At 69.0% G+C, this 22,601-nt stretch carries 22 protein-coding genes and 4 pseudogenes; 10 read left to right on the top strand and 16 right to left on the bottom strand.

The genetic code is table 11. The features are described from left to right. Positions 1-926 precede the first annotated feature (926 nt). A complete protein-coding gene (locus tag CTZ28_RS29820) occupies positions 927-1,673 on the bottom strand; it encodes a CDP-diacylglycerol diphosphatase (protein WP_121892822.1) in 747 nt (248 codons plus the stop codon). A gap of 877 nt (positions 1,674-2,550) precedes the next feature. On the opposite strand from CTZ28_RS29820, the pseudogene CTZ28_RS48735 reads away from it, so the two are divergent. After that, positions 2,551-3,014, top strand: a pseudogene (locus CTZ28_RS48735) (succinate dehydrogenase); the annotation flags it as partial. A 16-nt stretch (positions 3,015-3,030) separates the two neighbouring features. On the opposite strand, the gene CTZ28_RS29810 reads toward CTZ28_RS48735, so the two are convergent. Further along, positions 3,031-3,435: a winged helix-turn-helix transcriptional regulator gene (locus tag CTZ28_RS29810; protein ID WP_121892821.1), complete on the bottom strand. Its 405-nt coding sequence runs from the start codon at positions 3,433-3,435 to the stop codon at positions 3,031-3,033. A 104-nt stretch (positions 3,436-3,539) separates the two neighbouring features. On the opposite strand from CTZ28_RS29810, the gene CTZ28_RS29805 reads away from it, so the two are divergent. Then, a complete protein-coding gene (locus tag CTZ28_RS29805) occupies positions 3,540-4,148 on the top strand; it encodes a malonic semialdehyde reductase (protein ID WP_121892820.1) in 609 nt (202 codons plus the stop codon). Between the two features lie 436 nt (positions 4,149-4,584). On the opposite strand, the gene CTZ28_RS29800 is transcribed toward CTZ28_RS29805, so the two are convergent. Then, positions 4,585-5,442: a helix-turn-helix transcriptional regulator gene (locus CTZ28_RS29800; protein WP_121892819.1), complete on the bottom strand. Its 858-nt coding sequence runs from the start codon at positions 5,440-5,442 to the stop codon at positions 4,585-4,587. Between the two features lie 377 nt (positions 5,443-5,819). On the opposite strand from CTZ28_RS29800, the pseudogene CTZ28_RS29795 reads away from it, so the two are divergent. Beyond that, positions 5,820-6,315, top strand: a pseudogene (locus tag CTZ28_RS29795) (transposase family protein); the annotation flags it as partial. 231 nt (positions 6,316-6,546) lie between these two features. Here CTZ28_RS29795 and CTZ28_RS29785 read toward each other — a convergent pair. The 6 genes and pseudogenes from CTZ28_RS29785 to CTZ28_RS29760 form a co-directional block, all read right to left on the bottom strand. Beyond that, positions 6,547-7,113: a hypothetical protein gene (locus CTZ28_RS29785; RefSeq protein ID WP_121892817.1), complete on the bottom strand. Its 567-nt coding sequence runs from the start codon at positions 7,111-7,113 to the stop codon at positions 6,547-6,549. Then, positions 7,110-8,492, bottom strand: a complete 1,383-nt coding sequence (locus tag CTZ28_RS47795) for a hypothetical protein (RefSeq protein WP_310887634.1) — start codon at positions 8,490-8,492, stop codon at positions 7,110-7,112. Before CTZ28_RS47795 ends, CTZ28_RS29785 begins: the two co-directional genes overlap by 4 nt. A gap of 2 nt (positions 8,493-8,494) precedes the next feature. Beyond that, positions 8,495-9,304 carry an ABC transporter ATP-binding protein gene (locus tag CTZ28_RS29775; RefSeq protein WP_183154656.1) on the bottom strand — a complete coding sequence of 270 codons (810 nt, stop codon included), beginning with the start codon at positions 9,302-9,304 and terminating at the stop codon, positions 8,495-8,497. Positions 9,305-9,321: 17 nt separating this feature from the next. Next, entirely contained in the window at positions 9,322-10,161 is an 840-nt protein-coding gene (locus CTZ28_RS29770) for a zf-HC2 domain-containing protein (RefSeq protein WP_121892815.1), read from the bottom strand. Then, positions 10,158-10,718 carry an RNA polymerase sigma factor gene (locus CTZ28_RS29765; protein WP_121892814.1) on the bottom strand — a complete coding sequence of 187 codons (561 nt, stop codon included), beginning with the start codon at positions 10,716-10,718 and terminating at the stop codon, positions 10,158-10,160. The genes CTZ28_RS29770 and CTZ28_RS29765 overlap by 4 nt, the downstream gene beginning before the upstream one ends. A gap of 91 nt (positions 10,719-10,809) precedes the next feature. Further along, positions 10,810-11,271: pseudogene (locus tag CTZ28_RS29760) on the bottom strand (alpha/beta hydrolase fold domain-containing protein); the annotation flags it as partial. Between the two features lie 374 nt (positions 11,272-11,645). On the opposite strand from CTZ28_RS29760, the gene CTZ28_RS48730 reads away from it, so the two are divergent. Then, on the top strand, positions 11,646-11,876 hold the full coding sequence (locus tag CTZ28_RS48730; RefSeq protein WP_310887633.1) for a helix-turn-helix domain-containing protein: 231 nt from the start codon (positions 11,646-11,648) through the stop codon (positions 11,874-11,876). 442 nt (positions 11,877-12,318) lie between these two features. Here the strand turns inward: CTZ28_RS48730 and CTZ28_RS29750 are convergent, their stop codons facing one another. The 4 genes from CTZ28_RS29750 to CTZ28_RS29735 form a co-directional block, all read right to left on the bottom strand. Then, complete coding sequence (locus CTZ28_RS29750) at positions 12,319-12,705, bottom strand: toxin Doc (RefSeq protein ID WP_121892813.1); 387 nt, start codon at positions 12,703-12,705, stop codon at positions 12,319-12,321. A gap of 3 nt (positions 12,706-12,708) precedes the next feature. Next, positions 12,709-12,957 (bottom strand): antitoxin MazE7, encoded by a 249-nt coding sequence (locus tag CTZ28_RS29745; protein WP_121892931.1) that lies wholly within the window; start codon positions 12,955-12,957, stop codon positions 12,709-12,711. Between the two features lie 202 nt (positions 12,958-13,159). Continuing rightward, positions 13,160-13,936, bottom strand: coding sequence for a polysaccharide deacetylase family protein (locus CTZ28_RS29740; protein ID WP_121892812.1), 777 nt, complete (start codon positions 13,934-13,936; stop codon positions 13,160-13,162). Then, entirely contained in the window at positions 13,933-15,270 is a 1,338-nt protein-coding gene (locus tag CTZ28_RS29735) for an MGDG synthase family glycosyltransferase (RefSeq protein WP_121892811.1), read from the bottom strand. The genes CTZ28_RS29740 and CTZ28_RS29735 overlap by 4 nt, the downstream gene beginning before the upstream one ends. A 520-nt stretch (positions 15,271-15,790) precedes the next feature. On the opposite strand from CTZ28_RS29735, the gene CTZ28_RS29730 reads away from it, so the two are divergent. Then, a complete protein-coding gene (locus CTZ28_RS29730) occupies positions 15,791-16,465 on the top strand; it encodes a DedA family protein (RefSeq protein WP_121892810.1) in 675 nt (224 codons plus the stop codon). 389 nt (positions 16,466-16,854) lie between these two features. On the opposite strand, the gene CTZ28_RS29725 is transcribed toward CTZ28_RS29730, so the two are convergent. Next, positions 16,855-17,238 carry a BlaI/MecI/CopY family transcriptional regulator gene (locus CTZ28_RS29725; protein ID WP_121892809.1) on the bottom strand — a complete coding sequence of 128 codons (384 nt, stop codon included), beginning with the start codon at positions 17,236-17,238 and terminating at the stop codon, positions 16,855-16,857. Between the two features lie 647 nt (positions 17,239-17,885). On the opposite strand from CTZ28_RS29725, the gene CTZ28_RS29715 reads away from it, so the two are divergent. The 3 genes from CTZ28_RS29715 to CTZ28_RS29705 are packed head-to-tail and all read left to right on the top strand — an operon-like array spanning position 17,886 to position 19,443. Beyond that, the gene (locus CTZ28_RS29715) at positions 17,886-18,551 is read left to right on the top strand and encodes a VOC family protein (protein WP_121892930.1); all 666 of its coding nucleotides are present in this window, start codon (positions 17,886-17,888) and stop codon (positions 18,549-18,551) included. Positions 18,552-18,610: 59 nt separating this feature from the next. Beyond that, positions 18,611-19,096, top strand: a complete 486-nt coding sequence (locus tag CTZ28_RS29710) for an iron chaperone (RefSeq protein WP_121892808.1) — start codon at positions 18,611-18,613, stop codon at positions 19,094-19,096. Between the two features lie 47 nt (positions 19,097-19,143). After that, a complete protein-coding gene (locus CTZ28_RS29705) occupies positions 19,144-19,443 on the top strand; it encodes a putative quinol monooxygenase (protein WP_121892807.1) in 300 nt (99 codons plus the stop codon). 216 nt (positions 19,444-19,659) lie between these two features. Here the strand turns inward: CTZ28_RS29705 and CTZ28_RS29700 are convergent, their stop codons facing one another. Then, positions 19,660-19,878 carry a hypothetical protein gene (locus CTZ28_RS29700; protein ID WP_121892806.1) on the bottom strand — a complete coding sequence of 73 codons (219 nt, stop codon included), beginning with the start codon at positions 19,876-19,878 and terminating at the stop codon, positions 19,660-19,662. Positions 19,879-20,043: 165 nt separating this feature from the next. Here CTZ28_RS29700 and CTZ28_RS29695 point away from each other — a divergent pair, with 165 nt between their 5' ends. Together CTZ28_RS29695 and CTZ28_RS29690 are read left to right on the top strand one after the other, a co-directional pair. After that, the gene (locus CTZ28_RS29695) at positions 20,044-20,337 is read left to right on the top strand and encodes a hypothetical protein (protein ID WP_121892805.1); all 294 of its coding nucleotides are present in this window, start codon (positions 20,044-20,046) and stop codon (positions 20,335-20,337) included. A gap of 404 nt (positions 20,338-20,741) precedes the next feature. After that, entirely contained in the window at positions 20,742-21,011 is a 270-nt protein-coding gene (locus CTZ28_RS29690) for a DUF1876 domain-containing protein (RefSeq protein ID WP_121892804.1), read from the top strand. A gap of 577 nt (positions 21,012-21,588) precedes the next feature. Here CTZ28_RS29690 and CTZ28_RS47285 read toward each other — a convergent pair. Then, positions 21,589-22,601: pseudogene (locus tag CTZ28_RS47285) on the bottom strand (hypothetical protein); the annotation flags it as partial.

Genomic DNA, 22,601 nt, shown 5'->3' with positions numbered 1-22,601 from the left:
ACGCCGACACCGTCGACCGCGAGCTGTCCATCGCGCGCAGGGCATCGAGCGGCGCCCGATATCGCCGGGCCGCACCAAACCCCTCGCCGAGAGCCAGATCGCCCGCCGCGCCCATAGCCCGCTCTTGCCGAGCAGGGCACCTCACCCCCGATGCTGCCGGCCCACTCACGCCACGCCTCCGTCCGCTCCCTGGAACGGGCCCCGGCGTCACGCCTGCCCGTCCGGGGCTCCATGCCCAGGCCCACGTACCGAAGTGCCCGTTCGTCGTTCGCCTTGCCGTTCTCCCGGCCCACGAGCACGCTGGAACTCTGAAGGGCTCTTCTCGCGCCCTGGAGAGTGCGGGCCAGGGCCGGTTCCCTCGGGCGGATGGCGGAAGGCGCACGGCGCCCCCGATCGTTCGGTCCATCGGTCCACGCCGGTCGCTGCAGAAAGTCCAGACTCGATGGCATCGGGCCCCGGTCAGTGATGGGGCCTGGCAGTGGAGGTGCCAAGACAGGCAGACCGGCGTTGCAGTGCTACGAGAGAGGCAAGGGGCTCATGCCGTTCAACAAGAGTGACCGTGTGCGTTTCACACCCCGGCCCGACGTGCCGGAGAGAACTGAGAAGGGCACGGTTGTCGATGTCACCCAAGACCGTCATGGGCGAACACACTATGAGGTGCGTCGCGACGCGGATCCTTCCGGGACTTCCTTCTTCTTCCGGGAAGATGACATAGACAAGGCATGAGGGCCGGCCCCATGCAGCGGGCACACGGCCGTATCGGTATGCCCGCTATCAGAGCGATGGCATGCACCGGCCGCCACCCCCTTCCAAGGGCGGAAGTCCGGATGCCCGCAGCACCGCCGGTGCCACACCCATGCCCGCCGGTCGGGGCTGGTCAGCCGACGGCCCCGGAGACGTCTCGCCGCCCACCGTGCATGACCTCGTTACTTGCATGCGAGGAGCAAGTCACAGGTGCTGGTGCCCTTGTTCTGGTCCAGTGTTGTCTCGCTGTTCAGGACGTAGAATCCGAGCGGCTGTGGTGCCGACGTCGGGATCACAATCATTGTTTGATTTCCCATTTGGTTGGCTGGGACCATCTGCCGCAGGAGGTAGAAGAGGTTGTCGGCGGCGAGGCTCTTGACGAAGAGCACCCGATAGGAGCGCACCTGCGGTTGTGGTGGCGTTTGTGTATCTTTTCTCCCTGGCACACTCAGGATTTTGTTCGGCCAGTCGTCCGGTTTCATGGCAACTTTATTGAAGTTGTTGTCAAGATATTTCTTCGCGTCTCCCTCAAATTCGGCCATGTGGATGTGCAGTTGGTCCTCCTTGCGGGCGTACTGTGAGTTGACGCCCAAGCCGATGCTGAGCGGGCTCATATGTTTCGTGACGTATGTCCATGCACCCACCCAGTAGTTCGGGTCACGGTGCTCCCAGATGTCCTGGCATTCTATTCCTTTTTTTCGGTCGGTAGGGATCAATAGATAGAGCTGCTTACCGCCGATCGTCCCGTCGTTCCACAGGGCCCACTTATTGGTCGTGTCGACCTCTATGCAGGGATTGCAGGGACCGGCCTTTATGGGCGCCCAGTGCTGCACTTGGAGCCAAAGCCAGAGACCTTCCCCATCCTTGGGTGAGCCGCAGTCAGGAGTAACGGGGGCACCAGCGTGGTTGTCCCAGCCATTACCAGACATATGCCGCCTCCGTGATGGTCAAATATGGGGGCAGTTACCCTGGACGGGAGTCCTTGATCGAAAAATCAAGGAATTTACCCATGCTTCGTCACTCTGTCAGTATCAACAGGAAAATGTCATACCTTCAAGACTGTCATTTCCTTTCACCCGCCTGGAGTAATCGCGCCCTCTTCGACTTGACAAAGTCACCCCGGCCTTGGAGCGACCCACTTCACGAAGCTGTCGGCATCGAACTGGGGGCCGTCAAAGACACGAGCGGCTCCGGCCCGCAGTCGGCGGTGACGCTGACGTCCGCTGTAGTGCTGGCGGGGTCCTCTCGCAGGAAAGCGGCACCGCGGACGGCACTACACTCACCGAGCCCCGCCGAGTGGGATCCGCCGTCGATCAGTACCGCAGCGGGCTTGCCACCCCGCAGTTCAATGGCGTGGTGCGAGTGCGCTCCGCGTCCGCGGTCGGGCAGGCCGTGGCTACCGCCCGCGGGGACCTGGCGGGTCTTCCCTGGTGGTGGTGGGTCGGACCCGACGGTCCCGAGGACACCGCCGACGCCCTGCAGCGCCACGAAGGGCAGCAACTCACCGTCCTTCCGCTGATGGTGAGATCGCTCGACCACCCGGCCGGCCCGAACGACACGTCCACTCCGGCCGGTTCGGACAATGCCCACGCCGACCTGCGTGTGACCCCGGTCCGGGACGCGGAACGGCTGGCGGAGGTGGTCCGGACGTACCGTACGTCGGCGGCAGTGCTGCACGGCCGGGTGGTCGGGTCGACGGTGGTGATCACCGCCCAAGGGGTGGCCGGGATCTACCTCGTGCACGTGGCCGAAGCGCATCGCCGACGGGGCATCGGTACAGCGTTGACGGTCGCCGCACTCCGGGTGGGGCTCTACGTGGTCGGTGAGGCGGCAAGTGGTCTGCACGGCGCGAGCCGGTTGGAGGAGAACTCCCTGATCGAACTGCTCGTCTACGGCCGAATCGCCGGCCGGGCCGCGGCGGAGTACTCGGCCAGGCTCACCGCCCAGCATCGGTCACCGGCGGCGGTTCGCGCCGCGGCGGACGTGAGCCGGCTTCTGGCCGCCGACGGCGATCAGAACGTCCGCGCGCTGCTACGGTCGGTGCGCCACCTGATGACGGAGCGCGCCGGTGCGGTGCGGGACGAGACCGGGCTCGCCGCCGGACTCGACGCCGGGGCTGTCACAACCGGTCCGACTATCCCGACGCCGACCCGGACCTACAGGTCAATCTGGAGTGGTCCCCGTCGACCGGGGCGCGCCGCGAGCCCGTCCCCAGCCACATCGCCGAGTCGATGCACGACGTCTCAGCCGACGCCACGTCGCTGGAGTAGGAGACGAAAACGGTCTCTAGCCGCGGCTGCCGCGCTGCGGGGCCGTCGGCGTGTCCGGCAGGTGGCGGGACGCCCATCCGGCCAGTTCGCCGAGGATGGGCATCAGAGCCTTCCCGTCCGAGGTGAGACGGTAGCGGACCGTGACGGGCGGTCCGGTCTCCACCTCGCGGAGAGTGAGACCGGCAGCGGACAGTTCGGAAAGCCGCTCCGAGAGAACCGAGTCGCTGATGCCTTCCACTGCGCGCCGCAACTCGGCGTAACCCAGTGGTCCGTACTGCAGCGTGGCCAGGATGACGCCGTTCCACCGCTTGCCGAGAAAGCCGAACGCCTTGATCAGCGCACCGTCGCAGGCCGCCGGATGATGCTCCCCCGCGCCGGCGCCGCCCGAGTCAGCCGATCGAGTGCCCTTTGCTTCCTCCATGCCTCCAGGGTAGCCGGGTGCTACCCTGCCTGAGGTCGCTCTGTTTTTAGAAGCGGCATATATTTTTGAAGCTACTTCATTACAACGAGCACGGAGAGTCCCGTATGTCCGTTCCTGGAACCCTTCCCCGTATCAACGACGAGGCCCGCGCCGCGCTGTTCACCGACGCACGCACCGCGTACTCCTTCGCCGGCACGCCCGTCGGCGACGAGACGCTGACCGGCATCTGGGAGCTCGCCCGCTGGGCCCCGACCGCGGCGAACACGCAGCCGCTGCGCGTCCTGTACATCCGTACGCCCGAAGGCAAGGAGCGCCTGCTACCGCACCTCGACGAAGGAAACCGGGCCAAGTCGGCCTCCGCGCCCGCCGTCGCGGTCCTTGCCGTCGACCACCGCTTCCACGAGCACATCCCGCACATCCTGCCGATCCGCCCGGAGCTGAAGGACCACTTCGAAGCGGAGCCCGCCCAGCGTGACGGCATAGCCTCCTTCAACGGGCCGCTCCAGGCCGGCTACTTCATCCTCGCCGTCCGTGCCTTCGGCCTGGCCGCCGGACCGATGGCCGGCTTCGACCCGGCCGGGATCGACAAGGAGTTCTTCCCTGGCAGAGACTGGCACTCCATCCTCGTCGTCAACATGGGCCACCCGGCCGGAGCACCGGAGTTCGACCGCATGCCGCGTCTGGCCCACGAGCACGCCCTCGGCTGGGCCTAACACCCACGGCACATCCATGGCCCCGGTACCTCCTCGCGGCCTACGCTTCACCGGACGTACCGTCGCCGCCTCTGCCGAGCCCCCACCGGACCTGCGCCGTGGCCGCCGGGCCGGCTTGGCACGCTCTTCGGCAACTGCGCTGGAGTAGGGGGCCTTCGGGTAGAGCACCGCCACTCTTCGCCAGACCTGCCGACCGCCCGCACGTCACGCGGATCCCGGCGCGGGTGACAAAGCCCGCGAAATGGCGGGGGTATCAGCGCCGGGAAGCGGGACGGCAAGTATGAGCGGGGGCCCGTGGGTCCCCGCTACGGCGAGGCGGAGAGGCGCCGTACCGATCGCACCGGGCGCCCCGTGCCCGGAACGCGGGCTCCTGCATGGCAGTTGAACGGACGAGCCCATGTGCGGCCTTCTCCGCCTTACTTGTACGCGCTCTTCCTCACGGGCTGCCCGGGATGGGCGTTCCCTGGGTGATCGGCAGGAGGGACAGCAGTTGGAGGCTGGTGTGGCTCTCGGTTCCCGGCGTCGCGGTGTAGACGACCAGCCGCTGGGACTGGTCGGGGTCGACCAGCGTCTGGCAGTGCAGTTCCAGCAGCCCGACCTGCGGGTGCCGGAAGCGTTTGGAGACGCAGTTGGGCCCCAACACGGGGCGCTCACGCCAGATGCCGGCGAACTCCGGGCTTTCCCCGTTCAGCGCGTCCACGAGCTCGGCAGCACGCGAGTCGCCGCCGTCGCGGGTGTAGGCGCCGTGGAGGTCCGCCACCATCAGACGGCTCTGCTCGGCGTGATCGTCCTCGGGATGGACGAGGCGGGAGACCGGGTCGGTGAACCAGCGGTAATGGGCGCTGCGCGCCAGTCCGGTGTGGGCCGTCTGGTCACCCAGCAGCGCCACCGCCGGGCACGTCTGCTTCAGTGTCTCGCCCAGGTGGTTCATCACCTGGGCGGGGGTGTCCTCGAGCCGGTCCAGGATGCGCATCATCCCTGGATTGATGTGGTCGCCGTGCCGCGCGCGATGCGGCACGGCGTGGCCGGCGAGCTGGAAGAGAAGGTCGCGCTCCTCCAGTGACAGGTGCAGACCGCGGGCCATCGCGGCGAGCATCTGCTCCGAGGGGTGGGGGCCTCGCGGCTGTTCAAGCCGGCTGTAGTAGTCCACCGACATGTCACAGAGTGCCGCGACCTCCTCGCGGCGCAGCCCTCCGGTACGCCTGCGACGGCCGCGGGGCAACCCGACGTCCTCCGGCTGAAGGGCCTCGCGGCGCGCCCGTAGAAAGGCTGCCAGTGCCGCCCGGTCTGCCATGGTTGTCCTTTCTCACGGGACCGTGCCGTCGCCGGCGGTATGTACCGGACTGCGGATGTCCGAGACGGGCCTACGGAAGGGGCTTGGGGATGCATGCGCCGCCGGCCGCGGCCGTCACTCAGCACGTCGAGGATGTAAACAATGCGGCCGGGGCACCTCATTCCTCGGCACAGTGTGCTTCCCCGGACCGTCAGGTTGCGCTGCGTAGGTCACGGCGGTCGCCCCCCTGACCGGCGACGACCAGGTCCAAGACGAGGTCCGCACCCGCGGCCCTTTTCCAACCTGTCTTTGAAGAACCGCAGTTGGGCCGACAACGTGGTGAAGCCCCTGGTAGATGGGTTCTCGACCAAGCGAACCGTCTCCACCAGAGGCTTCACGTGCTTGTTCACCCGTCGGGCGTCGACGTGTCCAGCTCTGCCCTCCGATTCCTCACGCAGCGGTTGCCGCGGCACCGCCGTACGATCGGCTCCCGTTGGCGGGGCCTGAGCGTCGGCCGCCAGGCCCTGCCGACACTCGCCCATCTGCGCGTGGGGCACACATATGCCCAGCTCGCGTCCGGGTTCGGCGTCGGAACCACGACGGCCTACCCCTATGCTCCTGCCGATCGACCACATCGCCGCGGACCGGCCGTTCTACTCCGGCAAACACAAGAAGCACAGGGTGAACGTGCACGTCATCGCAGTCCCCTTCGGCCGGCTGCTGTGGGCCTCACCGGCCCTGCCCGGCACCGTCCACGACGTCCGCGCGGCCCGCGAACACGGCATTGTCGACGACCTCGCCGGGGCCGGCATCAAGTGCTGGGCAGACAAGGGTTCCCGAGGTGACGGCGGCACGGTCCGCATCCCGTGCTGGGGACAGCGGGAAACCCTCTCCGGGCCCTCAAAGACTCCGTGTGGGTCCGGTCGAGCTCGGCCGCGAAGAAACTCGCCGCGGCCTTCAGGATCTCGTTGGCCCGCTTGAGTTCGGCGTTCCCCTTGCGCACCGCACGGCGGCGGAGCTCAAGCGGGTAACGGGAAGGTCATGCGGCGGGGGGCTGCGGCTGTTCCATGATCTGCGGCGGCGGGGCGCGACGGGCGGGCCCTGCAAGCGGCTGATTCACTCTCTCTACCGCTTCGGTCCGGCGACGGCGTAGGCGGTCGTGCCAAGGACCGAAAGGACAAGTGCCGTCCAGGTTCCCGCAGCCGTGTCCGGTGGCAGGAGCATCCAGGTGGCCACTTCCATCGACACACTGGTAGCGGGCGGGGTAAATAGCGCGAACGCGAGCCAGGCGAATGGCAAGGACCACGCATACGGGCCACCCAGAACAACGGCGCCCAGCGCGGCCAGCCCCATCAAGCCCGCGCAGTTTCGGACCACGAGTTCGACCGGAACCATCTGCGCACTGATTGCCTGTGCTGTCATCAGCACCGTGCCGACCATCACGCCGGCGAGCAGCACATGCGCCGCTCTGCGGGGCAGCCACCGGATTGCGGCTGTTCGGTCCAGCGCAAAGTCCTGCCCGCTCAACCCGGTAGAGGCTGCCATCACCCCTGCACCGACAATGAGCAGAGGCAGCCGCAGATTGTCACTCCCCTCCCGGGCGAATGCCCAGCCGAGCGCTGTGACGATCACCACCGCCGCGAGCGACGCGGGTACTTGGCGTGAGCGTGCGTACAAAGTCAGCCATCTCATCGTGAAGCACCGCCGCCCAGCGCGGCGAAGGGATCGCCCTTGCACGCGACCGCGCCAAGGTACATCGTGCTGATCCGTGAACGCTGTTCGGCGCGTGGGAGACTTGTGAGTTCCCCGTACACCTTACGGATCTCGTCCTGTTGGCCGCTCGAAAGGTAGGCCATGTCGCTGCTGTGCGGCTCGGGTTCGTCGAGAACCCAGCTCGCAGCGATGCTCTGCGCCGAGACGTCACTGCTGCTGGTCGCGCCCAGGTACGCGGAACACCTCGGTACCAGGCTGTTGGCGATGAGGGCCCTGGTGAGTTCCTTTCCCTTGGCGGCGGCGATCTCATGGTCCTCGAAGTCGAAAAGAGCGGTCTGGCGGAACCGGCGCGGCCGCGAGCTGTCCGGCCACACCTCGGTGTCTTCCCGGATCAAAATCGGTGCCTGGTCCCCCAGAGCACTCCTCATCATGCGGAGTGCATCCCTTGCCGGGCCCGCGAAGTCGTTCAGCCGTGCCCGGTGCGTGTTGGTCACGCATACCGGGCCGTCGCACACCAGCCGCGCTGCGGCCTTGTCGACGACGTACACCTGACGTGGGTCGGACGGGAGAACGAGAAGGGCGATCACCGCACCCGCCACGACCGGCGCCAGCGCGATGAGCCGGTTACGGAGGTTTGCGGCGGTGAGCAGTACGAAGCCGGTCGCGGCCATGCCGCACAGCCAGATTGCCTGTCCGACGTGCACGGACACGGAGAGTGTGAGGAGTACATCGCGTGCTTCCTGTGCTGCCGGCGACAGCAGCGAGAACAGGTTCGGCTCCCAGGTCGAAAACCCCGTCGCCGCGTCCACCTTCTCCAAGGACAACTGCGCGAGTACCGTCAGTACCAGTATGCCCATGGCTACCGCAGGAGGGGTGAGTACGAAGGGCAGGGTGCGCCCCACCCCCATGCCCAGTACAGCCCCAGAGACCACAGTCAGCGCCCCCACCAGCGAAATCGGCACCCATCCGAGGTGTGTATAGCTGGTGTTGGTGAGGACTTGCACTCCACCGACGAGAACTACGGCCGTGAAAGCCGCAGCCAGTGTTATCGCCGTCGCGGCCGACAGCACGGCCGCGCGGTGCGAGGTGGGCCGCGGTGTGCTGATCAACAGCTCCGTTGCCCCGGAGCGGTGGTCACGCAGGCCCTGCCGTGCCCCGAGTCCCGCGGCAAGCGGCCACACGAAGTAAAGCGGGGCGCGGGTCTCGAGGGCCATGGAAGTCCACTGGTTCGTCCATCCAGTGGTGGTCAGGAAATCCTTTTCCATCACGAGGTACATGACGGCCAGTGACATCGTGAAGGCCGCGACTCCGGCCCACGGGGCGATGGAGCGCTTCAGCTCGATACGCAGGATGCGCATGTTCACCAGGATCCTCCGTGCTTGACGGGCCCCTGCAGCAGCGCCGAGTAGCCGCGCTCAAGCGGGCTGTCGCCCACGTGCTCGGGGCCGCCTGCCGCGGCCAGTCCTTCGGGGGTGCCCTGGAAGACCAGTCGGCCCTGGGCGAAGAGCACCACGTCGGTGCAGGCGGCGGCGACGTCCTCCACCAGGTGGGTCGAGACGAGCACACAGGTGTCCATGCCCAGTTCCTGCAGCAGCTCGCGGAAGCGCAGCCGCTGCGCCGGGTCCAGGCCGACCGTCGGCTCGTCCAGCAGCAGGATCGTCGGGTCATTGACGATGGCCTGGGCGATACCGACTCGCCGCACCATGCCACCCGACAGGGCCTTCATCCGCTCGTCGGCGCGGTCCGCCAGGCCCACCCGCTCCACAGCGCGCTGTACCGCCGCCGGGATGTCCGCCTTGGGCACCTCCTTGAGCCACGCCATGTACTCGACGAACTCGCGCACCGTGAAGCGCTTGTAGTAGCCGAACTCCTGCGGCAGGTAGCCGATCCGGCGGCGCAGCGCACGGTGCTCGCCCCGGCCGCCCACGGGCTCGCCGAGCAGTTCGAGGGTGCCCTCGGTGGGGCGCAGTACGGTGGCCAGCGCCCGGATGAGGGTGGTCTTGCCCGCCCCGTTGGGTCCGAGGAGGCCGTGTACGCCGGTGCCCAGCGACAGGTCGAGCCCGTCGACGGCCATCCGTTTCCGGCCGACTCTGACCTTCAGCCCGGCGGCCCGGATCTGCCAGGCGTAGGGTGTCGGTGCGATGTCGGCCACGCTTACCGCGCGCATCATATGGTCCCTTCCGATAGTCAACGATGTGCTCCCAGCACGGAGTAGGCGCCCTTGCGGGCGATCACGACACCGATGCCGAGCGCGAGGATCAGCCCCCACACCGACAGACCGTCCGTCTGCAGGGCGAAGGTCGTACGGCTCGTGGCCAGGGTCGGCGCCACGATCACGCCGGCCCACACGGTCACCAGCGCGACGGCGGCACGATTCACGCCGATGACACCGCCGAGCGCAAGGGTCGCCGAGGTGAAGGCCAGACAGGGCAGCAGCCACTGCCAGGCCGTCACCCCCGTCGTCCATCCCCCCACCGACAGCACGGGTACGAGCACGACGAGCACCGACGTGGTACGCCGCAGCACCAGGTGGAGCCCAGCCCTGGGCACCGAGGCTGTCAGCTCGTACGCCGGGTCGAGGCCACGCGACCACGACGCCGCGACGCCGAGCACGGGCAGGACCGGGGCGAGCAGCAACACCAGCGACACCTCGCCGGAGTCGGCGTCGACCAGGTCGAGCATGAGCGCGAGCAGCGTCACGCTCGCGACCATGGCCAGCCACGGCACCATCGTGGGCGTCAGCCACTTCGACAGCCGCGACGACCAGAACCGTCGGCGCGGCATCGGGACAGTGGCAGCCAGCTGGGGTTCGAGACCGGACCATACGGTGTCAACCAGCGCAGCGACGTCCGGCCCCCGCACCGCGGCGGCGGTCGCCTGTGCCCTGACGGCGGCCGACAGCCGGTCACGGCACACCCGGCACTCCTCCAGATGGGCCTCCACGGCCCACACCTCGTCGGCGGCGATGTCCGCGCCTCCGCGCACATATCCGTCGATGATCCGCATCGACGCGTGTTCCCCGCTCATGCCAGCGCCTTCCGCATCGCGATCCGGGCCCGACGAGCACGGGTCTTGACCGTGCCCTCGGGCAGCCCGAGCAGGACCGCGGTCTCCCGGACGGACAGCCCGTCGAGCACCATGGCCTGCAGTACCTGTCTGAGCTCCGGCGCAAGGCGCCGCAGCGCGTCCCCGACGTCACCGTCCACGGTCGCCGCGAGCACCTCTTCCTCGGCGGTGGGCGCCATGGGCTGCACGGCGGCCGCGAGTGGCGGCTCCGCGTGGTGGGCCCTGCGCCGGAACGCGTCCACGAGGCGGCGCGCCGCGATCGTCCACAGCCAGCCGACGGCCGTTCCTCCGACCGCGGATCCGGCGAACGCACCCGCCGCGCGCCACACCGCCAGATACGTCTCCTGCATGACCTCGGCGACAATCTGCTCGTCGGCGCAACGCCGGCCCAGCCGCACCGCCATCCACGGCGCCGTACGCCGGTACAACTCCTCGAACGCCGCGCGATCGCCCCTGGCCACGAGCCGAACGAGCCCTTCCTCATCCAGTTCGTCCGGTGCCTTCCTGAGTGTTCTCACACCCGCAAGACGCGGGGACCGCGAGACAGGTTTTCCCCTCGGTGTGACCTGTGTCACATATAGGACTCGGGAGCCTCGTCCCGTGAACGGGGTCGCTCTCGCCTTGCGCCGCCCAGGCGAGGGCGGCGCTCATGTTGCCGCCGACGGAGTCACCGGCGACGACCAGACGGGCGCCGTCCAGACCTTCTTCGGTGCCCTTGGTGGTGACCCACTGGGCGGTCGCGTACGCCTACTCGATGGCGACCGGGTACTTCGCCTCCGGGGCGCGGTCGTACTCGACGAAGACCAGGGCGGCCTTTGCGCCCACGGCCAGTTCACGCACCAGACGGTCGTGGGTACCGGAGTTCCCGAGAATCCAGCCACCGCCGTGCACGTAGAGGATCACAGGCAGGACACCGGTGCTGCCGACGGGCTTGATGATGCGCACCCGCACGTCGCCGACCTGGGCGGGGACAGTGATCCCCTTCTCGTCCACGTCGAGCTTCTCGACCGGCCCCGACTGAACGTCGTCGAGCAGCTTGCGGGCTCCCTCGACACCGAGTTCGTACAGCAGCCGCAGAGCGTCGCCGGGAAAGATGAAGATGCGGGTGCCGATCACGGGCGTGGTGTGGAAGTGATTCTCCGTCACGACGTGGTGCATGAAGTAGGTGTCGGCCGAGACATACGTCAGGCCACCTCGCCCGCAGCGCAGATCCTCATGGCACACACCAGCATGGTGCAGCGGACCGTGAGCGGCCTCAGCCCGGCGGGGGCGCACGCATCCCGCAACGCCCTGCTCGAACTCGCCAAAGGGCTGATCCTCGATCACTTCGACGACCGCGAGCCCACCTTCACCCCGGCGCTGGCACAGGCGGCCAAGAACCTGGCCGATGCCCGGCTCACTGACGCCGAGTTGTCGCCGACCACGATAGCCGCGCAACTGCACGTATCAGTCGCACCCTGCAGCGGGCCTTCGAGAGTCTGGACGAGTCGTTCAGCGCCTACATCCGCCGCCGACGCCTGGAGGAAGCGGCCACAGCGCTCACCGCCTCCGGATCACAACTCAGCGTCTCCGAGGCCGCCGCGCTCTGGCATTTCACCGACAGCAGCCACTTCATCCGCGCTTTCAAGAAGCAATACCATGCGACACCAGCGCAATTCGCACGCCGCCTGACGTGACGACTCAGCCGGCCGCCGCGCGGAGCAGCGCCGGGAGGGTCGCGGGCCTGTCCACCACGTGCCCCGCTGCGACCACGGCTGGTGCCGAGCCTGCAAGGTCTGGTGGCTGTTGTCGTTCCGATCTTGAGGGGTGGGCGTGGAACGGAAGTCTCGACGCGATCCGCTACCTCGTGGACAACGGCCCGCCGCCGGCACGACCACGGCCTGGTCAGGAAGTTCCACGACCGGCTGCGCGGACAGCCGCTGCGGCGACGACATGCGCGGCTTCGTGGCCCACCTGATGCGCACTGCGCCGAGGCGATGATCTACTGGTCGACGACCCTGCTCATGACCCGCCGCCTCGCCCGGCCGGGCCCTGGGCGAGGGTGAACTGGCCCGGCTGCCGCTCGGCCAACCGGCCCCGCGCGACCCGGTGTTCCGCCGCTTGCCCGTCCCGTCCGGTTCAGCCGGTACTGCACCAGGAGCGCAGACGGTCGGCGACTTCATAGGAGTCCACGTGCAGGGCGCGGATGTCGTAGATCAGCTCTCGCCACAGCTCGAACTTCGTGTCGACCCGTTGCCCGGAGGCCTCGAGGTAGGCGATAGCGACGCCGTAGCCGAACACCTCGTTGCGGGCGGGGAGAGGGCGTAGCAGAACGCACTCCTCCAGAAACACGGCGGCTCGCCAGTAGGCATCAGAGTGCTGGTCGTGCCGGGGCGGGTCGACCCGGTGACGGGCGGCCATGCCGACGAGGACGGAGAAGTCGTTCACGGTCAGGTCGTCCGGGAGAAGCTCTTCCTGACGCTCCAGGAACCACCGGTAGTCGACGTACAGTTCGGGACCAGACACAGGTCAGGCCGCCCGCGGGGTGTCGCGCGTCACCGTCGGGAGTCCGCCGAACTCGGCGTCGAAAGCTTCCACGAGGCCGGGCTCGTTGATGACGCGCCGGAAGGCCGCGGTTGCCGTCTCCAGGCGGCGCGTCGTTTCCTCCCGCCGGGCGAGGTCGGCGAGGTAGTCCTTCATGGACATACCGCGGTCGTCGGCCAGGGCCTTGAAGAGGTCCCGCGTCTCGTCGTCGATCTTGACACTGGTGTCTGCCATACCCCGGAGTATGCCGCCCGGCATACCCGTTGCGCTACCCGGACTGTGGTTGTTGTGACTCTCCGCCGCGGGAGCCGGGACCGGGCCCGGCCGGAAGAGCCTCGGCCCGAGTACGACCCGGCGCGCACCACGCTGACGCGGCGGCGCCGGGCGAAAGCGGCAGAGCTGAGAGGGATGGGGATAAGTGAGGCCGCGGATGCGGTCACCGCGTGACGGTGCTGTGCGGCAGCAGGCGACGGCCGGTGCGATCGTCGGAGATGCCGTGGTCATGGAGCGGGCCGACCTGCCAGCCGTATGCCTGGCAGGTGTCGAGGATGTGGGGCAGCGCTCCGAGGGTGGTACGCCAGGAACCGGCGGTGGAGGTGCAGTCGGAGTCGTGCAGCAGGATGGTTCCGCCGCCGCGCAGGTCCCGCAGGACGGTGTCGTGGACTGAGCGGACAGTGGCCTTCTTGCGCCAGTCCTCGCCCCAGCAGGTCCACAGTACGGGGGTCAGCCCGAGCCGGTGGCAGGCCAGGTGGGCGGCGGCGGTCATCACCCCGTACGGGGGCCGGAAGCGCGTCGGTTGCCGCCCGGTGAGCTCGGCGACGGCGTCGCGGGCGCGGGCAAGGTCGTCATGGGTGGCGCGGGGGCCGCGCATGAGCAGGGGGCGGTGGTGCCAGCCGTGGACGGCGATCTCGTGTCCGGCGTCGGTCATCTCCTTCGCCAGCCCGGGCGAGCGGACCAGCATCGAGCCGAGTACGAAGAAGGTCGCGTGGATCCCGCGTGCGTCGAGGAGGCGGAGGAAGTGCGGGGTGGATAGGTGGTCGGGGCCGTCGTCGAAGGTGAGGGCGATGTGGTCCGGTCGGCCCTGACCGGCCAGGCGGGGCATCACCTTGTTGCGCAGCGGCCCGAAGGTGGAGATCACGGGGGCGGCGTGCAGGACGGCGAGCGCGGGGAGAACGGCAGCTGCGGCCAGCAGAGCGGGGCGTGCCGGCGTCATCGTTCGTCAACGTCCAGGTAGTGGGCGACAGCGGTGAAGCGGGCAGGTGCTTCGGTGTAGGCGTAGGCGAGCGGGGCGGCGACACCGAGGGCGACGGTGGCCGCCGCGGCCGCCATCGTCAGGGAAAGCCGCCGCCTGGCCTGGGGGCGCGTCGTTACCGGCTGTCGACTTGGCGCAGGCTGTGCCCTGGACCTGGCGGCGATGGCGGGCACGGGGCCGGGGGCGGATCGGTGCAGGGCGAGTCCTGCCGCGCGCTGAGCCTGGCCGCGCGGTCCGTGGAGGAGTTCAGTGAGCACCGGGGCGAGGTCGGCCGGATCGCGGATCCAGGCTGCGAGCCCTGCCTCGTCCAGAGCTGCGGCGTTGGTGTGGCCGTGGCCGGGGATGCAGCGGTAGCCGGCCACCGGCAGCCCGGCGGCGAACGCCTCCAGCGAGGTCAGCCCGCCGGCGTTCTGCACCAGGACGTCGCAGGCGTGCATCAGGCCGGGCATGTCGTCCACCCAGCCGAAGGCGTGCGCGATACCGTCCCGGCGCAACCGCTCGACCAGGGCCTGATTGCGCCCGCACACCACCACAGGCACCGCGACCCCCGTCTCCCGTATCTCGGCAGCGGCCCGCCGCACCGAACCGACTCCCCACGAGCCCGCGACCAGCAGAGCGAGCGGTCCCTGCTCGGGCAGGCCGAATCGGGCGCGGGCGGCGGACCGTTGCCCGGCGGTCGCGGGAGCGAAGCGTGGGTCGGTGACCGGACCGGCGACGGTGACACCGGCCGCACCCTGCGCGTGAGCCTGAGCGGCGGGTATCGCGTGCACGGCGAGATGTGCGTCGATGCCGGGCGAGACCCACAGGGCGTGGACGGAGAAGTCGGTCAGGTAGGTGAAGGCCGGCACCGTCAGCAGGTCGCGCCGCCGCAGCGCGCCGAGAACCTGGCTGGCCCCCGGGTAGGTCGAGACGACCGCGCACGTCTCCGTTCGGAGTATCCCCAGCATGCGCCGCTCGGCGCCGTGGAACAGCGCCCGCCACACCAGGCCTGGGCGCGCGGCGCTCTCGGTGGTCCGGTAGAGGTGCTGGTAGCCGGCCGGCGCCCAGGTCAGCAGGCGGTGGTAGGCGCCGCACAGCAGCCTTCCGGTACCGGCGGGCAGCAGGTCGAGGAAGTCGTGCCGTTCCACCTCGAAACCGTGCGTGGTCAGCCGGTCGGCGAGCCCCGCGGCCGCACCGTCGTGCCCCGCGCCGACACTCGCAGAGATGATCGCGATCCGCCGGGGTCCTGCGCTCCGTGGCGGCACGGCGGCTGGCGAGGGCACCAACTCCGGCACCAGGTCGTCGCGTTGGGGCACGGTCGATCAGCCTCCTGACGGGATGGGCGCCCGGCCGGGCATGCCCGGGTGACGGCAGTGCCGTGAGCAACCCGAGGTCACGCCCTGCCCGGCCGGGCGACAGCGATGGGCGCGCCGGCACGAAAGCTACTACATGATGTAGAAGCTCGGGAGGCGATGGCGGCGGGATGCGAGGGCTTCCCGGACAAATACTTCTACAATATGTAGTAGCTTTGCTCCGTGATCACCTTCGCATTGCTCTGGCATCACCAGTGCTTCATCGAGGCGTAGGTCTGACCGGCGGCGCGGGCCGTTCCGCGCTGCCGCGATACGGAGGCGATGACCGTCGCGCCGGCCGCGCCGGTCACCGTCGTGACCGCCTTCGCCGCCGCTGAGGCCGTCAGGAAGATCGTCGCGAAGGTGCGGCCCTGCCGGTCGATGCCTCACGCCTGCCTTGTCGACGCCTGCCCTGCGACCGCTGCTGACCGCCGGGGTCGCCGCGCGGCCCTCCGGGTAGCCTCGGTTGCAAAGGTAATCCGTGATGACCGCACCACCTCCCCTGCCCGGGGTCTTCGCCGACCTCGCGCCGCTCCTGAACCACTGGGGCTACGCGGCTGTCGCCGGCCTGCTCTTCCTGGAGGACTTCGGTGTGCCGGTCCCCGGGGAGACAGTGCTGATCGCCGCCGCCGTGTACGCGGGAGCAGGGCAGCTGAACGTCGTCGCGGTCGCCGTGATCGCATTCCTCGCCGCCGTCTGCGGTGACAACATCGGCTACGTCATCGGCCGTTACGGCGGCCACCGCCTCGTGACGCGCTACGGCCGCTACGTACTGCTCACCCCGGCCCGCATCGCCAAGGCGGAGGCGTTCTTCGCCCGCAACGGCGGGAAGGTCATCACGGTCGCCCGCTTCATCGAGGGCCTGCGCCAGGCCAATGGCATCGTCGCCGGATTGAGTGAAATGCCGTGGCGCAGGTTCCTCGCCTTCAACGCCCTGGGGGCCGCGCTGTGGGTGGGCCTGTGGGTGACCCTCGGCGCCCTCGCCGGAAACCACATCGGCACCCTGTACCCGGCCGCCCAGCGGTACGAGCTGTATCTGCTCGGCGCAGCTGGTGTCGCCCTCGGCCTCGTGGTCGTTCGGCACCTGCTGCGCCGCCGGGCCATGGAGAAGGGCCGGCCGTCCCGGGACCCGGACGATCAGCACACCCCAGCCCGCTGACCCCCTTTCCCCTTCCAGGCCTGGCTTGCCGCCAGGGGCGCCCGTGAGATGGTCCGCGCCACCAGCCGCCTGTCCGCGACCACGGACCCGGCCCCCTCGTCCGCCCACCGTTCCATTGCGAACAGTGCCCACGGCGATCTCCCGACACTGCCGTCAGGCATCGACCAGCGTGCGCCCCCGCCGCCAGGACGCCACGGTCACCCTCACTGCCACGACCAGCACCGCACCGGCGCACACCGTGCAGCCTCCCGGCTCACCGGGGCCTCAGCCTTCAGCACACCCACCGACCACGGCACCTGCCCCACGACGGTGAACGCCCACGTGCCACGAGCGCCGGCACCGCGCTCACCAGCAGCGGCAGATACATCGGCACCGGTCAGAACGCAGCCCTACCCCCGCTCAGGCACGTCACCGTGCAGCAACTGCTCCAGCAGGCGCTCGTCCTCCGGCGACAGCTCCGACACGAAGCGGGCCAGCACCGTCGCACGGTCCCCGCCCTCGTCCAGCAGCGAATGCATCCCCGCCGCCGCAAGCCCCGGCTGGTCGTGCACGGGCGCGTACAGGTGACTGCGCCCCTCCTTCCGCCGGGTCACCAGCCCCTTCTCGCACAGCCGCGTCAGAATCGTCAGCACCGTTGTGTATGCCGTGCCCCCGCCCAGGTGCTCGTGCACCACTGCCGCCGTCGCCGGCCCGCCGGCCGCCCACAGGGCCGCCAGCACCTCGCCCTCAAGCTCCCCGCGCGCACGTCGCCCGGACCCTCTACCGCCCGTCACGCCGACACCTCCCTCTGCCCGGCCGCCCCTCCGCCCGACAGGGCTCTCTCCGGCCGGTCCAAACTACTATGAGACGTAGAAAGGCGAAGACCCTCAGGCGCCGTCTGGAACTCAGCAGGAGAAGCTCGCACGCGGGTTTGGCTACACCAACGTCGACAAGTTCGATGTCCCGCGAGCTTGGGCAAGGGCGCAGGGCGGACACCGCGTCCTGCGTACGCCGAAAGCCGGATGGTGAACCCCCGGTGCGGGAAGCGCAGTCAGGAGGCGGGACCAGACCAAGGGCTGGCGCTGGCTGGCAGGTGGAGTCGGCCACCGCGCCGAGGGAGCCGAGTTCGCGGCCCGCGCGGCCCGGGGACTGTTCTCATGTGTCACGCCGAGTGGCGGCGTGCACGCGTCCAGGCGCAGCGCCTGGCTGATCTCGTGCGGCTGCGTCGCGTCCATGCGTCGCGTCCATGAACCGGTCGGCATGCCGCCCGGGGCCTTCCGGCGCCAGGCGGCCGAGGCGGCCGACCAGGCAGGCGCCGCGGGTACGGCTGGCGGTGCGGGCTGGCGGTCGTGATGGAGGGGATGCCGGCATGTGTGGCGAAGCAAGCGACAAGATCGGTCAGGAATCGAGAAGCCCCGGCCGCCGAGCAGCCCCTAGCGTGATGGCCATGGCAATCACCACTTCCACCGCATCCCACACGTCCATCGCATCCGTCACCCTTGAGGTAGCCGACCCCGAGGCCGCCCGCCGCTTCTACACCGCCTTCGGAGTGGAAACGCGCATACGCCTGCGGGCGTCCGAGGCACACTCCACCGGCTTCCGCGGCTTCACCCTGGCTCTCACGGTGTCCCGGCCGGCCACCGTCGACCGCTTCGTCGACACCGCCATGGAGGCCGGTGCCACGGTGCTGAAGCCCGCCGCGAAGTCGCTGTGGGGCTACGGCGGTGTCGTCCAGGCCCCGGACGGGACGATCTGGAAGGTCGCGACCTCGGCGAAGAAGGACACCGGCCCGGCCACCCGCGAGATCGACGAGATCGTCCTCCTGCTCGGCGTCGAGGACGTGAAGGCCAGCAAGCAGTTCTACGTCGGCCGGGGCCTGACCGTGGCCAGGAGCTTCGGCGGCAAGTACGCCGAGTTCGCCTCCGACGAGTCCAGCCCCGTCAAGCTGGCGCTGTACAAACGCCGCGGCCTGGCCAAGGACCTCGGCGTCCCCGCCGACGGCACCGGCTCGCACCGCATCGTCCTCGGCAGCGCCGCTGGCCCCTTCACCGACCCGGACGGCTTCGCCTGGGAGACCGCCGCCTCGCTCGCCCCCACGCCGTCCTGATTCCCCGCCCCGCACTCCCGCCCCGACCCGCCTCATCCCTGTACGAGAGGAAACCTGCCATGCAGTCCACGAAGTCGTCCGCCGACAGCTCCGGCACGGCCTCAGAGCAGTACAACGGATTCACCGCCGAGGAACGGGCCGCGATGAAGGAGCACGCGCAGGAGCAGAAGAAGGCGGCGGAACGGCGAGGATCGTCCCGCGCGGAGAAGGAGGCGGCAGCGGAGCGGGACGTGCTCGCGAAGATCGCCGAGATGCCGGAGGCGGACCGGGCCCTCGCCGAGCGGATCCACGACATCATCAAGACCGCCGCTCCGGCCCTCACGCCCAAGCTCTGGTACGGGATGCCCGCCTACGCCAGAGACGGCAAGGTCCTCTGCCACTTCCAGAGCGCGCAGAAGTTCAAGTCGAGGTATGCCACCCTCGGCTTCAGCGACCAGGCCGCACTCGACGACGGCGCCATGTGGCCGATCGCCTACGCCCTGACGGAGCTGACCGCGGCCGACGAACAGCGCATCAGCGCGCTTGTCAAGAAGGCGGTGGGCTGAGGCCGGCCGGAGCAGAACCAGCAGCGAACGTAATCAGGAGGAGTGGCATGCGCTATGGCTATATCGGATCGATGAAGGTCAAACCCGGTTACCGTGCGGAGGTGGTCGCCATACTGGTTGCCGGCGCTGACGGCCTGCGCAAAGCGGGATGTGATCTCTATGTCGTCACCGAATCGGCCACCGACGAAGACACCGTGTGGGTGAGCGAGGTGTGGCAGAGCAAAGAGCATCACGACGCGTCGTTGCAGCTGCCCGAGGCGAGGGCTTCCATCGCCAAGGTCATGCCGCTGCTGACGGGTGAGTTCACCCGCCAGGAGACACGTGTCGCGGGCGGTCTCGGTATCTGACCGCCGGTGCGCGTCGCTCCTCATCACGCCCGGCACGGGTCACAAAGCCAAGCGCCGGGAGCGGTGAGCGGAGGCGCGTGTGGCAGCGCCGCCCGTATCTCACCGCAGAAACCGCTGTTCCGGGCTCGTCCGCGGCCACAGTCCACAGCGGCACAACTCCGCGCAGCACACCTCCCACTGGGCAGGCTTGAACGGGCAGAGTCTCCAGTGCCTCAATCAGCAGCTACGCATCGGTGCCACCGACGAACGCACCGCCTCCAGCGCCTTGGGCGCGCACTGCCGGATGCGGACGTAGGACCCCTCCAGCAGCTGTAGATGCCCGTGATCCTTCGGCAGCCGCACGGTGGTAGCGGCGTGCGCGGCGCGGATACGGTCCATGCCGATCTTCTCGCGCACCAGCGTGCCGACGTCGGCGAGCACGGGCAGGATCGGCATGCAGCAGGGCAAGCCGGTCCTCGGAGAGTTTCGCCTGCTTGGCGAGCGCATCGCGCAACTTGATCCGGGCCCGGGAGGCTCGCGCCGCACCGGGGCCTGCGAGCCCTCTTCTCAGTCGGCTGCCCTGGTGGGGCGCTGCGCACGTCCGGTGGCAGGATCGGTGCCATGAGCACCGAGAAGGACTGGGTGTACCGCGTGGAGGAGCCGCACGGCTCCGAGGGCTGGCGTCCCTACGGAGGCGACGCCGCGCGGCGGCGGGGGACCATCACTACCGACGATCACGCCCACGGCGCACAGTACGTCGCCGCCCTCGTCGTCACCGATCTGGTGACCGAGTGGGACCTGCACGGCACCTCGAACCTGAGGCACGTGCGCGTGCTCGTCTGGCACGAGACGGAGGGCACCCCCGAGGACGCCACCTTCACTGTCGAGATCCAGCCGGAGATCCACGCGCAGTGATCGGATCCACTCGCGGGCGACGGTCTGCCTCCGAGAGCAAAACAGTCCCCGGTAGTGCTGCGCGTGTCCTGGGGCTTCAGTCGTCACTGTTGCCTCGGTGTCGCGTCGGCTTGCCGGGGGCCTAAATCACATCCTGTCCAAATCGCTCCGCCGACTAGACGTCCTCACCGGCTTTGCGACTCTTTCGGTGTTGTGATCTGGTAAACAGAATGCACGCCTTTTACCCGAAGTCAATAGAGTTTGGGTAAATTTTCCGGGCTGGCGATGAGTGCGGCACTCACAGGGGGCGCCGGGGCTTGGGCCGGTGGCGGGCGTAGGCGTCCGTACAAGAATCCCGCAGCACGCCCGGATGAGATCCTTGTCCTAGGAGACGCTCACCACGTGCGGAGCGGAGGTGACCCGCCATGAAAGCGCATCTCACCTGGCGCATAGAGCTGGACATCGAGCAGACCGACGACGAGAGCAAGGCGACTGCCTCGATCCGGCTGCCCGACTCCACCCGGCTCAGCTCACACGGCAAGTCCAGACGTCATCCCGACGATCCGGTTCGGACTCAGGTGGGGGAAGAACTTGCCACCGCCCGGGCGCTCAATGGACTGGCACAGCGGATCCTGCGGAAGGCCGCGCACGAGATCGAGCAGTCGACGCACCAGCCGGCACATCCGCATCCGTGAAACGGTCCGGGTAGTACACCGCAGCCGGGGAACCGAGCGACACGATGGTCGCGATGCCGCGAGGCTGCGGCAGGCGCGGAATCACGCCGTGGCCTCAACGGCAGTTCAGCAGCGTCCTCGACCGGCGGCCGCCGTTCGGCCTCGGCGCCGGTTGCTCGCCTGCGGTCTCCCTCCGCACCGCACGCTTAGCGCGGTGAACCCCCGCCGAGACAACACATGTGCACGGGCATCCCGCCCATGGCCGGCAAGCCCGGCAGACCACAGCGCACGGCCAGCGGCGATGAGGCGGCTGCTGGGGGCGGCCGCCGACAGGCACCGCTCCAGAGAGGGCTTGACACATCCGAACACGAGCAGCGGCGGCACAGAGGCTGTCAGCTTCGCGGTCATGGCCACTTGGTGGTTTGGCGTGGGGTGTTGTCGCGGTCGGTGGTGGTCGGCGCCGGGCTCCGCTGATCGTCTCGGCCCTCCAGGAGTCGGAGCGTGGCGTGCGCCGGTACCAGTGCCGTGTTGATCCACCCTGAGGAACGCCGGCAGGGTCCATGCCGCGGGGGTGTGGGCGGTCCCGGTGCGGGAACGGTCAGCCCTCCGTTCCAGCTGCCCAGAGCACGGTGTCGCCGGATTTGATCACGATGTTTCCGTCTGCTTGGAACACAAGGACTGCTCCTTGGTGGCCATCGGTCTGTGAGGCCCACAGGGGCTGTCCGTCGCTGTTGTAGACGACCAGGTTGCCGTCTGTCTGGAAGCGGGCGGAGTTGCCTTCGCCGGCGGTCATCGTGGCCCATCGCGCGGTGTGGTCCTGGTCGGCGGCCACCAGGTTTCCGTCCTGCTGCATGGTCAGGGTCCTGGCGTCGGTACCCACAGACTCTCCGGTGGCCAGCTCGAAAGTGGCCTGTATGACCTTCAGCGCCGCGCCCGTGTCCTGGGGCTGCTGAGCCGAGGCGGACGGTGTCTTCTGCGGGGTTGTGGAGGCGGTTGGTTGTCCCTGTGCGGGCGGCGGGGATTCGGCTGAGGAACGCTGCGTACCGAAGTGGACGGCGGCCACCACGGCCCCTGTGACCGCGACCGTCGCGACGGCCGTGGTCAGCAGCCAGGCCGGCCGGAGGTGTCGCCCGGGGGCGTTTGGGGCGGCGGGAACGGTGTCGGCCGCGATCGTCGGTAAGGCCGATTCCTGACCTGCGGGGGCTGCGAGGTCGACCACGGTGCGCGCCGCCTGCTCGGTCTCGGTGAGGTGTCCGGCGAGAGCCGTGGGGCATTCCTCGGGCCAACGTCCGACCGGGCCGGCGCTTTCCTCCAGCCGGCTGCTCAGCTGGGCCGCTGTCGGGCGTGCGGCCGGGTCCTTGGCGAGGCACGCGGTGAGCAGCGGCACCAGTTCCGGGGGGACGCCTGTGAGGTCGGGTTCCTCGTGGACCACTCGGTACATCAGCGTGGCCGCGGGGATTTCTTCCCCTGCGCGTGAGAAGGGACCGTGTCCGGTTGCGGCGTGGACGAGCAGGGCGGCCAGCGAGAACACGTCGGCGGGTTCGGCGGCGACTCCGCCGACGGCCTGGTCCGGTGCGAGAAATCCGGGGGAGCCCACGGAGACACCGAGGC

The organism is Streptomyces shenzhenensis, from assembly GCF_003688995.1.
Classification (GTDB): Bacteria; Actinomycetota; Actinomycetes; order Streptomycetales; family Streptomycetaceae; genus Streptomyces; species Streptomyces shenzhenensis_A.
Note: the sequence above shows the minus strand (reverse complement) of the source record. Positions and strands in the feature narration are given on the sequence as shown.

Excerpts from the sequence above, each read along its gene's own strand:
- CTZ28_RS29820 (WP_121892822.1), bottom strand. The coding sequence starts at position 1,673 with ATGTCTGGTAATGGCTGGGACAACCACGCTGGTGCCCCCGTTACTCCT.
- CTZ28_RS29810 (WP_121892821.1), bottom strand. The coding sequence starts at position 3,435 with ATGGAGGAAGCAAAGGGCACTCGATCGGCTGACTCGGGCGGCGCCGGC.
- CTZ28_RS29805 (WP_121892820.1), top strand. The coding sequence starts at position 3,540 with ATGTCCGTTCCTGGAACCCTTCCCCGTATCAACGACGAGGCCCGCGCC.
- CTZ28_RS29800 (WP_121892819.1), bottom strand. The coding sequence starts at position 5,442 with ATGGCAGACCGGGCGGCACTGGCAGCCTTTCTACGGGCGCGCCGCGAG.
- CTZ28_RS29785 (WP_121892817.1), bottom strand. The coding sequence starts at position 7,113 with ATGAGATGGCTGACTTTGTACGCACGCTCACGCCAAGTACCCGCGTCG.
- CTZ28_RS47795 (WP_310887634.1), bottom strand. The coding sequence starts at position 8,492 with ATGCGCATCCTGCGTATCGAGCTGAAGCGCTCCATCGCCCCGTGGGCC.
- CTZ28_RS29775 (WP_183154656.1), bottom strand. The coding sequence starts at position 9,304 with ATGATGCGCGCGGTAAGCGTGGCCGACATCGCACCGACACCCTACGCC.
- CTZ28_RS29770 (WP_121892815.1), bottom strand. The coding sequence starts at position 10,161 with ATGAGCGGGGAACACGCGTCGATGCGGATCATCGACGGATATGTGCGC.
- CTZ28_RS29745 (WP_121892931.1), bottom strand. The coding sequence starts at position 12,957 with ATGGCAGACACCAGTGTCAAGATCGACGACGAGACGCGGGACCTCTTC.
- CTZ28_RS29740 (WP_121892812.1), bottom strand. The coding sequence starts at position 13,936 with ATGACGCCGGCACGCCCCGCTCTGCTGGCCGCAGCTGCCGTTCTCCCC.
- CTZ28_RS29730 (WP_121892810.1), top strand. The coding sequence starts at position 15,791 with ATGACCGCACCACCTCCCCTGCCCGGGGTCTTCGCCGACCTCGCGCCG.
- CTZ28_RS29715 (WP_121892930.1), top strand. The coding sequence starts at position 17,886 with ATGGCCATGGCAATCACCACTTCCACCGCATCCCACACGTCCATCGCA.
- CTZ28_RS29710 (WP_121892808.1), top strand. The coding sequence starts at position 18,611 with ATGCAGTCCACGAAGTCGTCCGCCGACAGCTCCGGCACGGCCTCAGAG.
- CTZ28_RS29705 (WP_121892807.1), top strand. The coding sequence starts at position 19,144 with ATGCGCTATGGCTATATCGGATCGATGAAGGTCAAACCCGGTTACCGT.
- CTZ28_RS29700 (WP_121892806.1), bottom strand. The coding sequence starts at position 19,878 with ATGCCGATCCTGCCCGTGCTCGCCGACGTCGGCACGCTGGTGCGCGAG.
- CTZ28_RS29695 (WP_121892805.1), top strand. The coding sequence starts at position 20,044 with ATGAGCACCGAGAAGGACTGGGTGTACCGCGTGGAGGAGCCGCACGGC.
- CTZ28_RS29690 (WP_121892804.1), top strand. The coding sequence starts at position 20,742 with ATGAAAGCGCATCTCACCTGGCGCATAGAGCTGGACATCGAGCAGACC.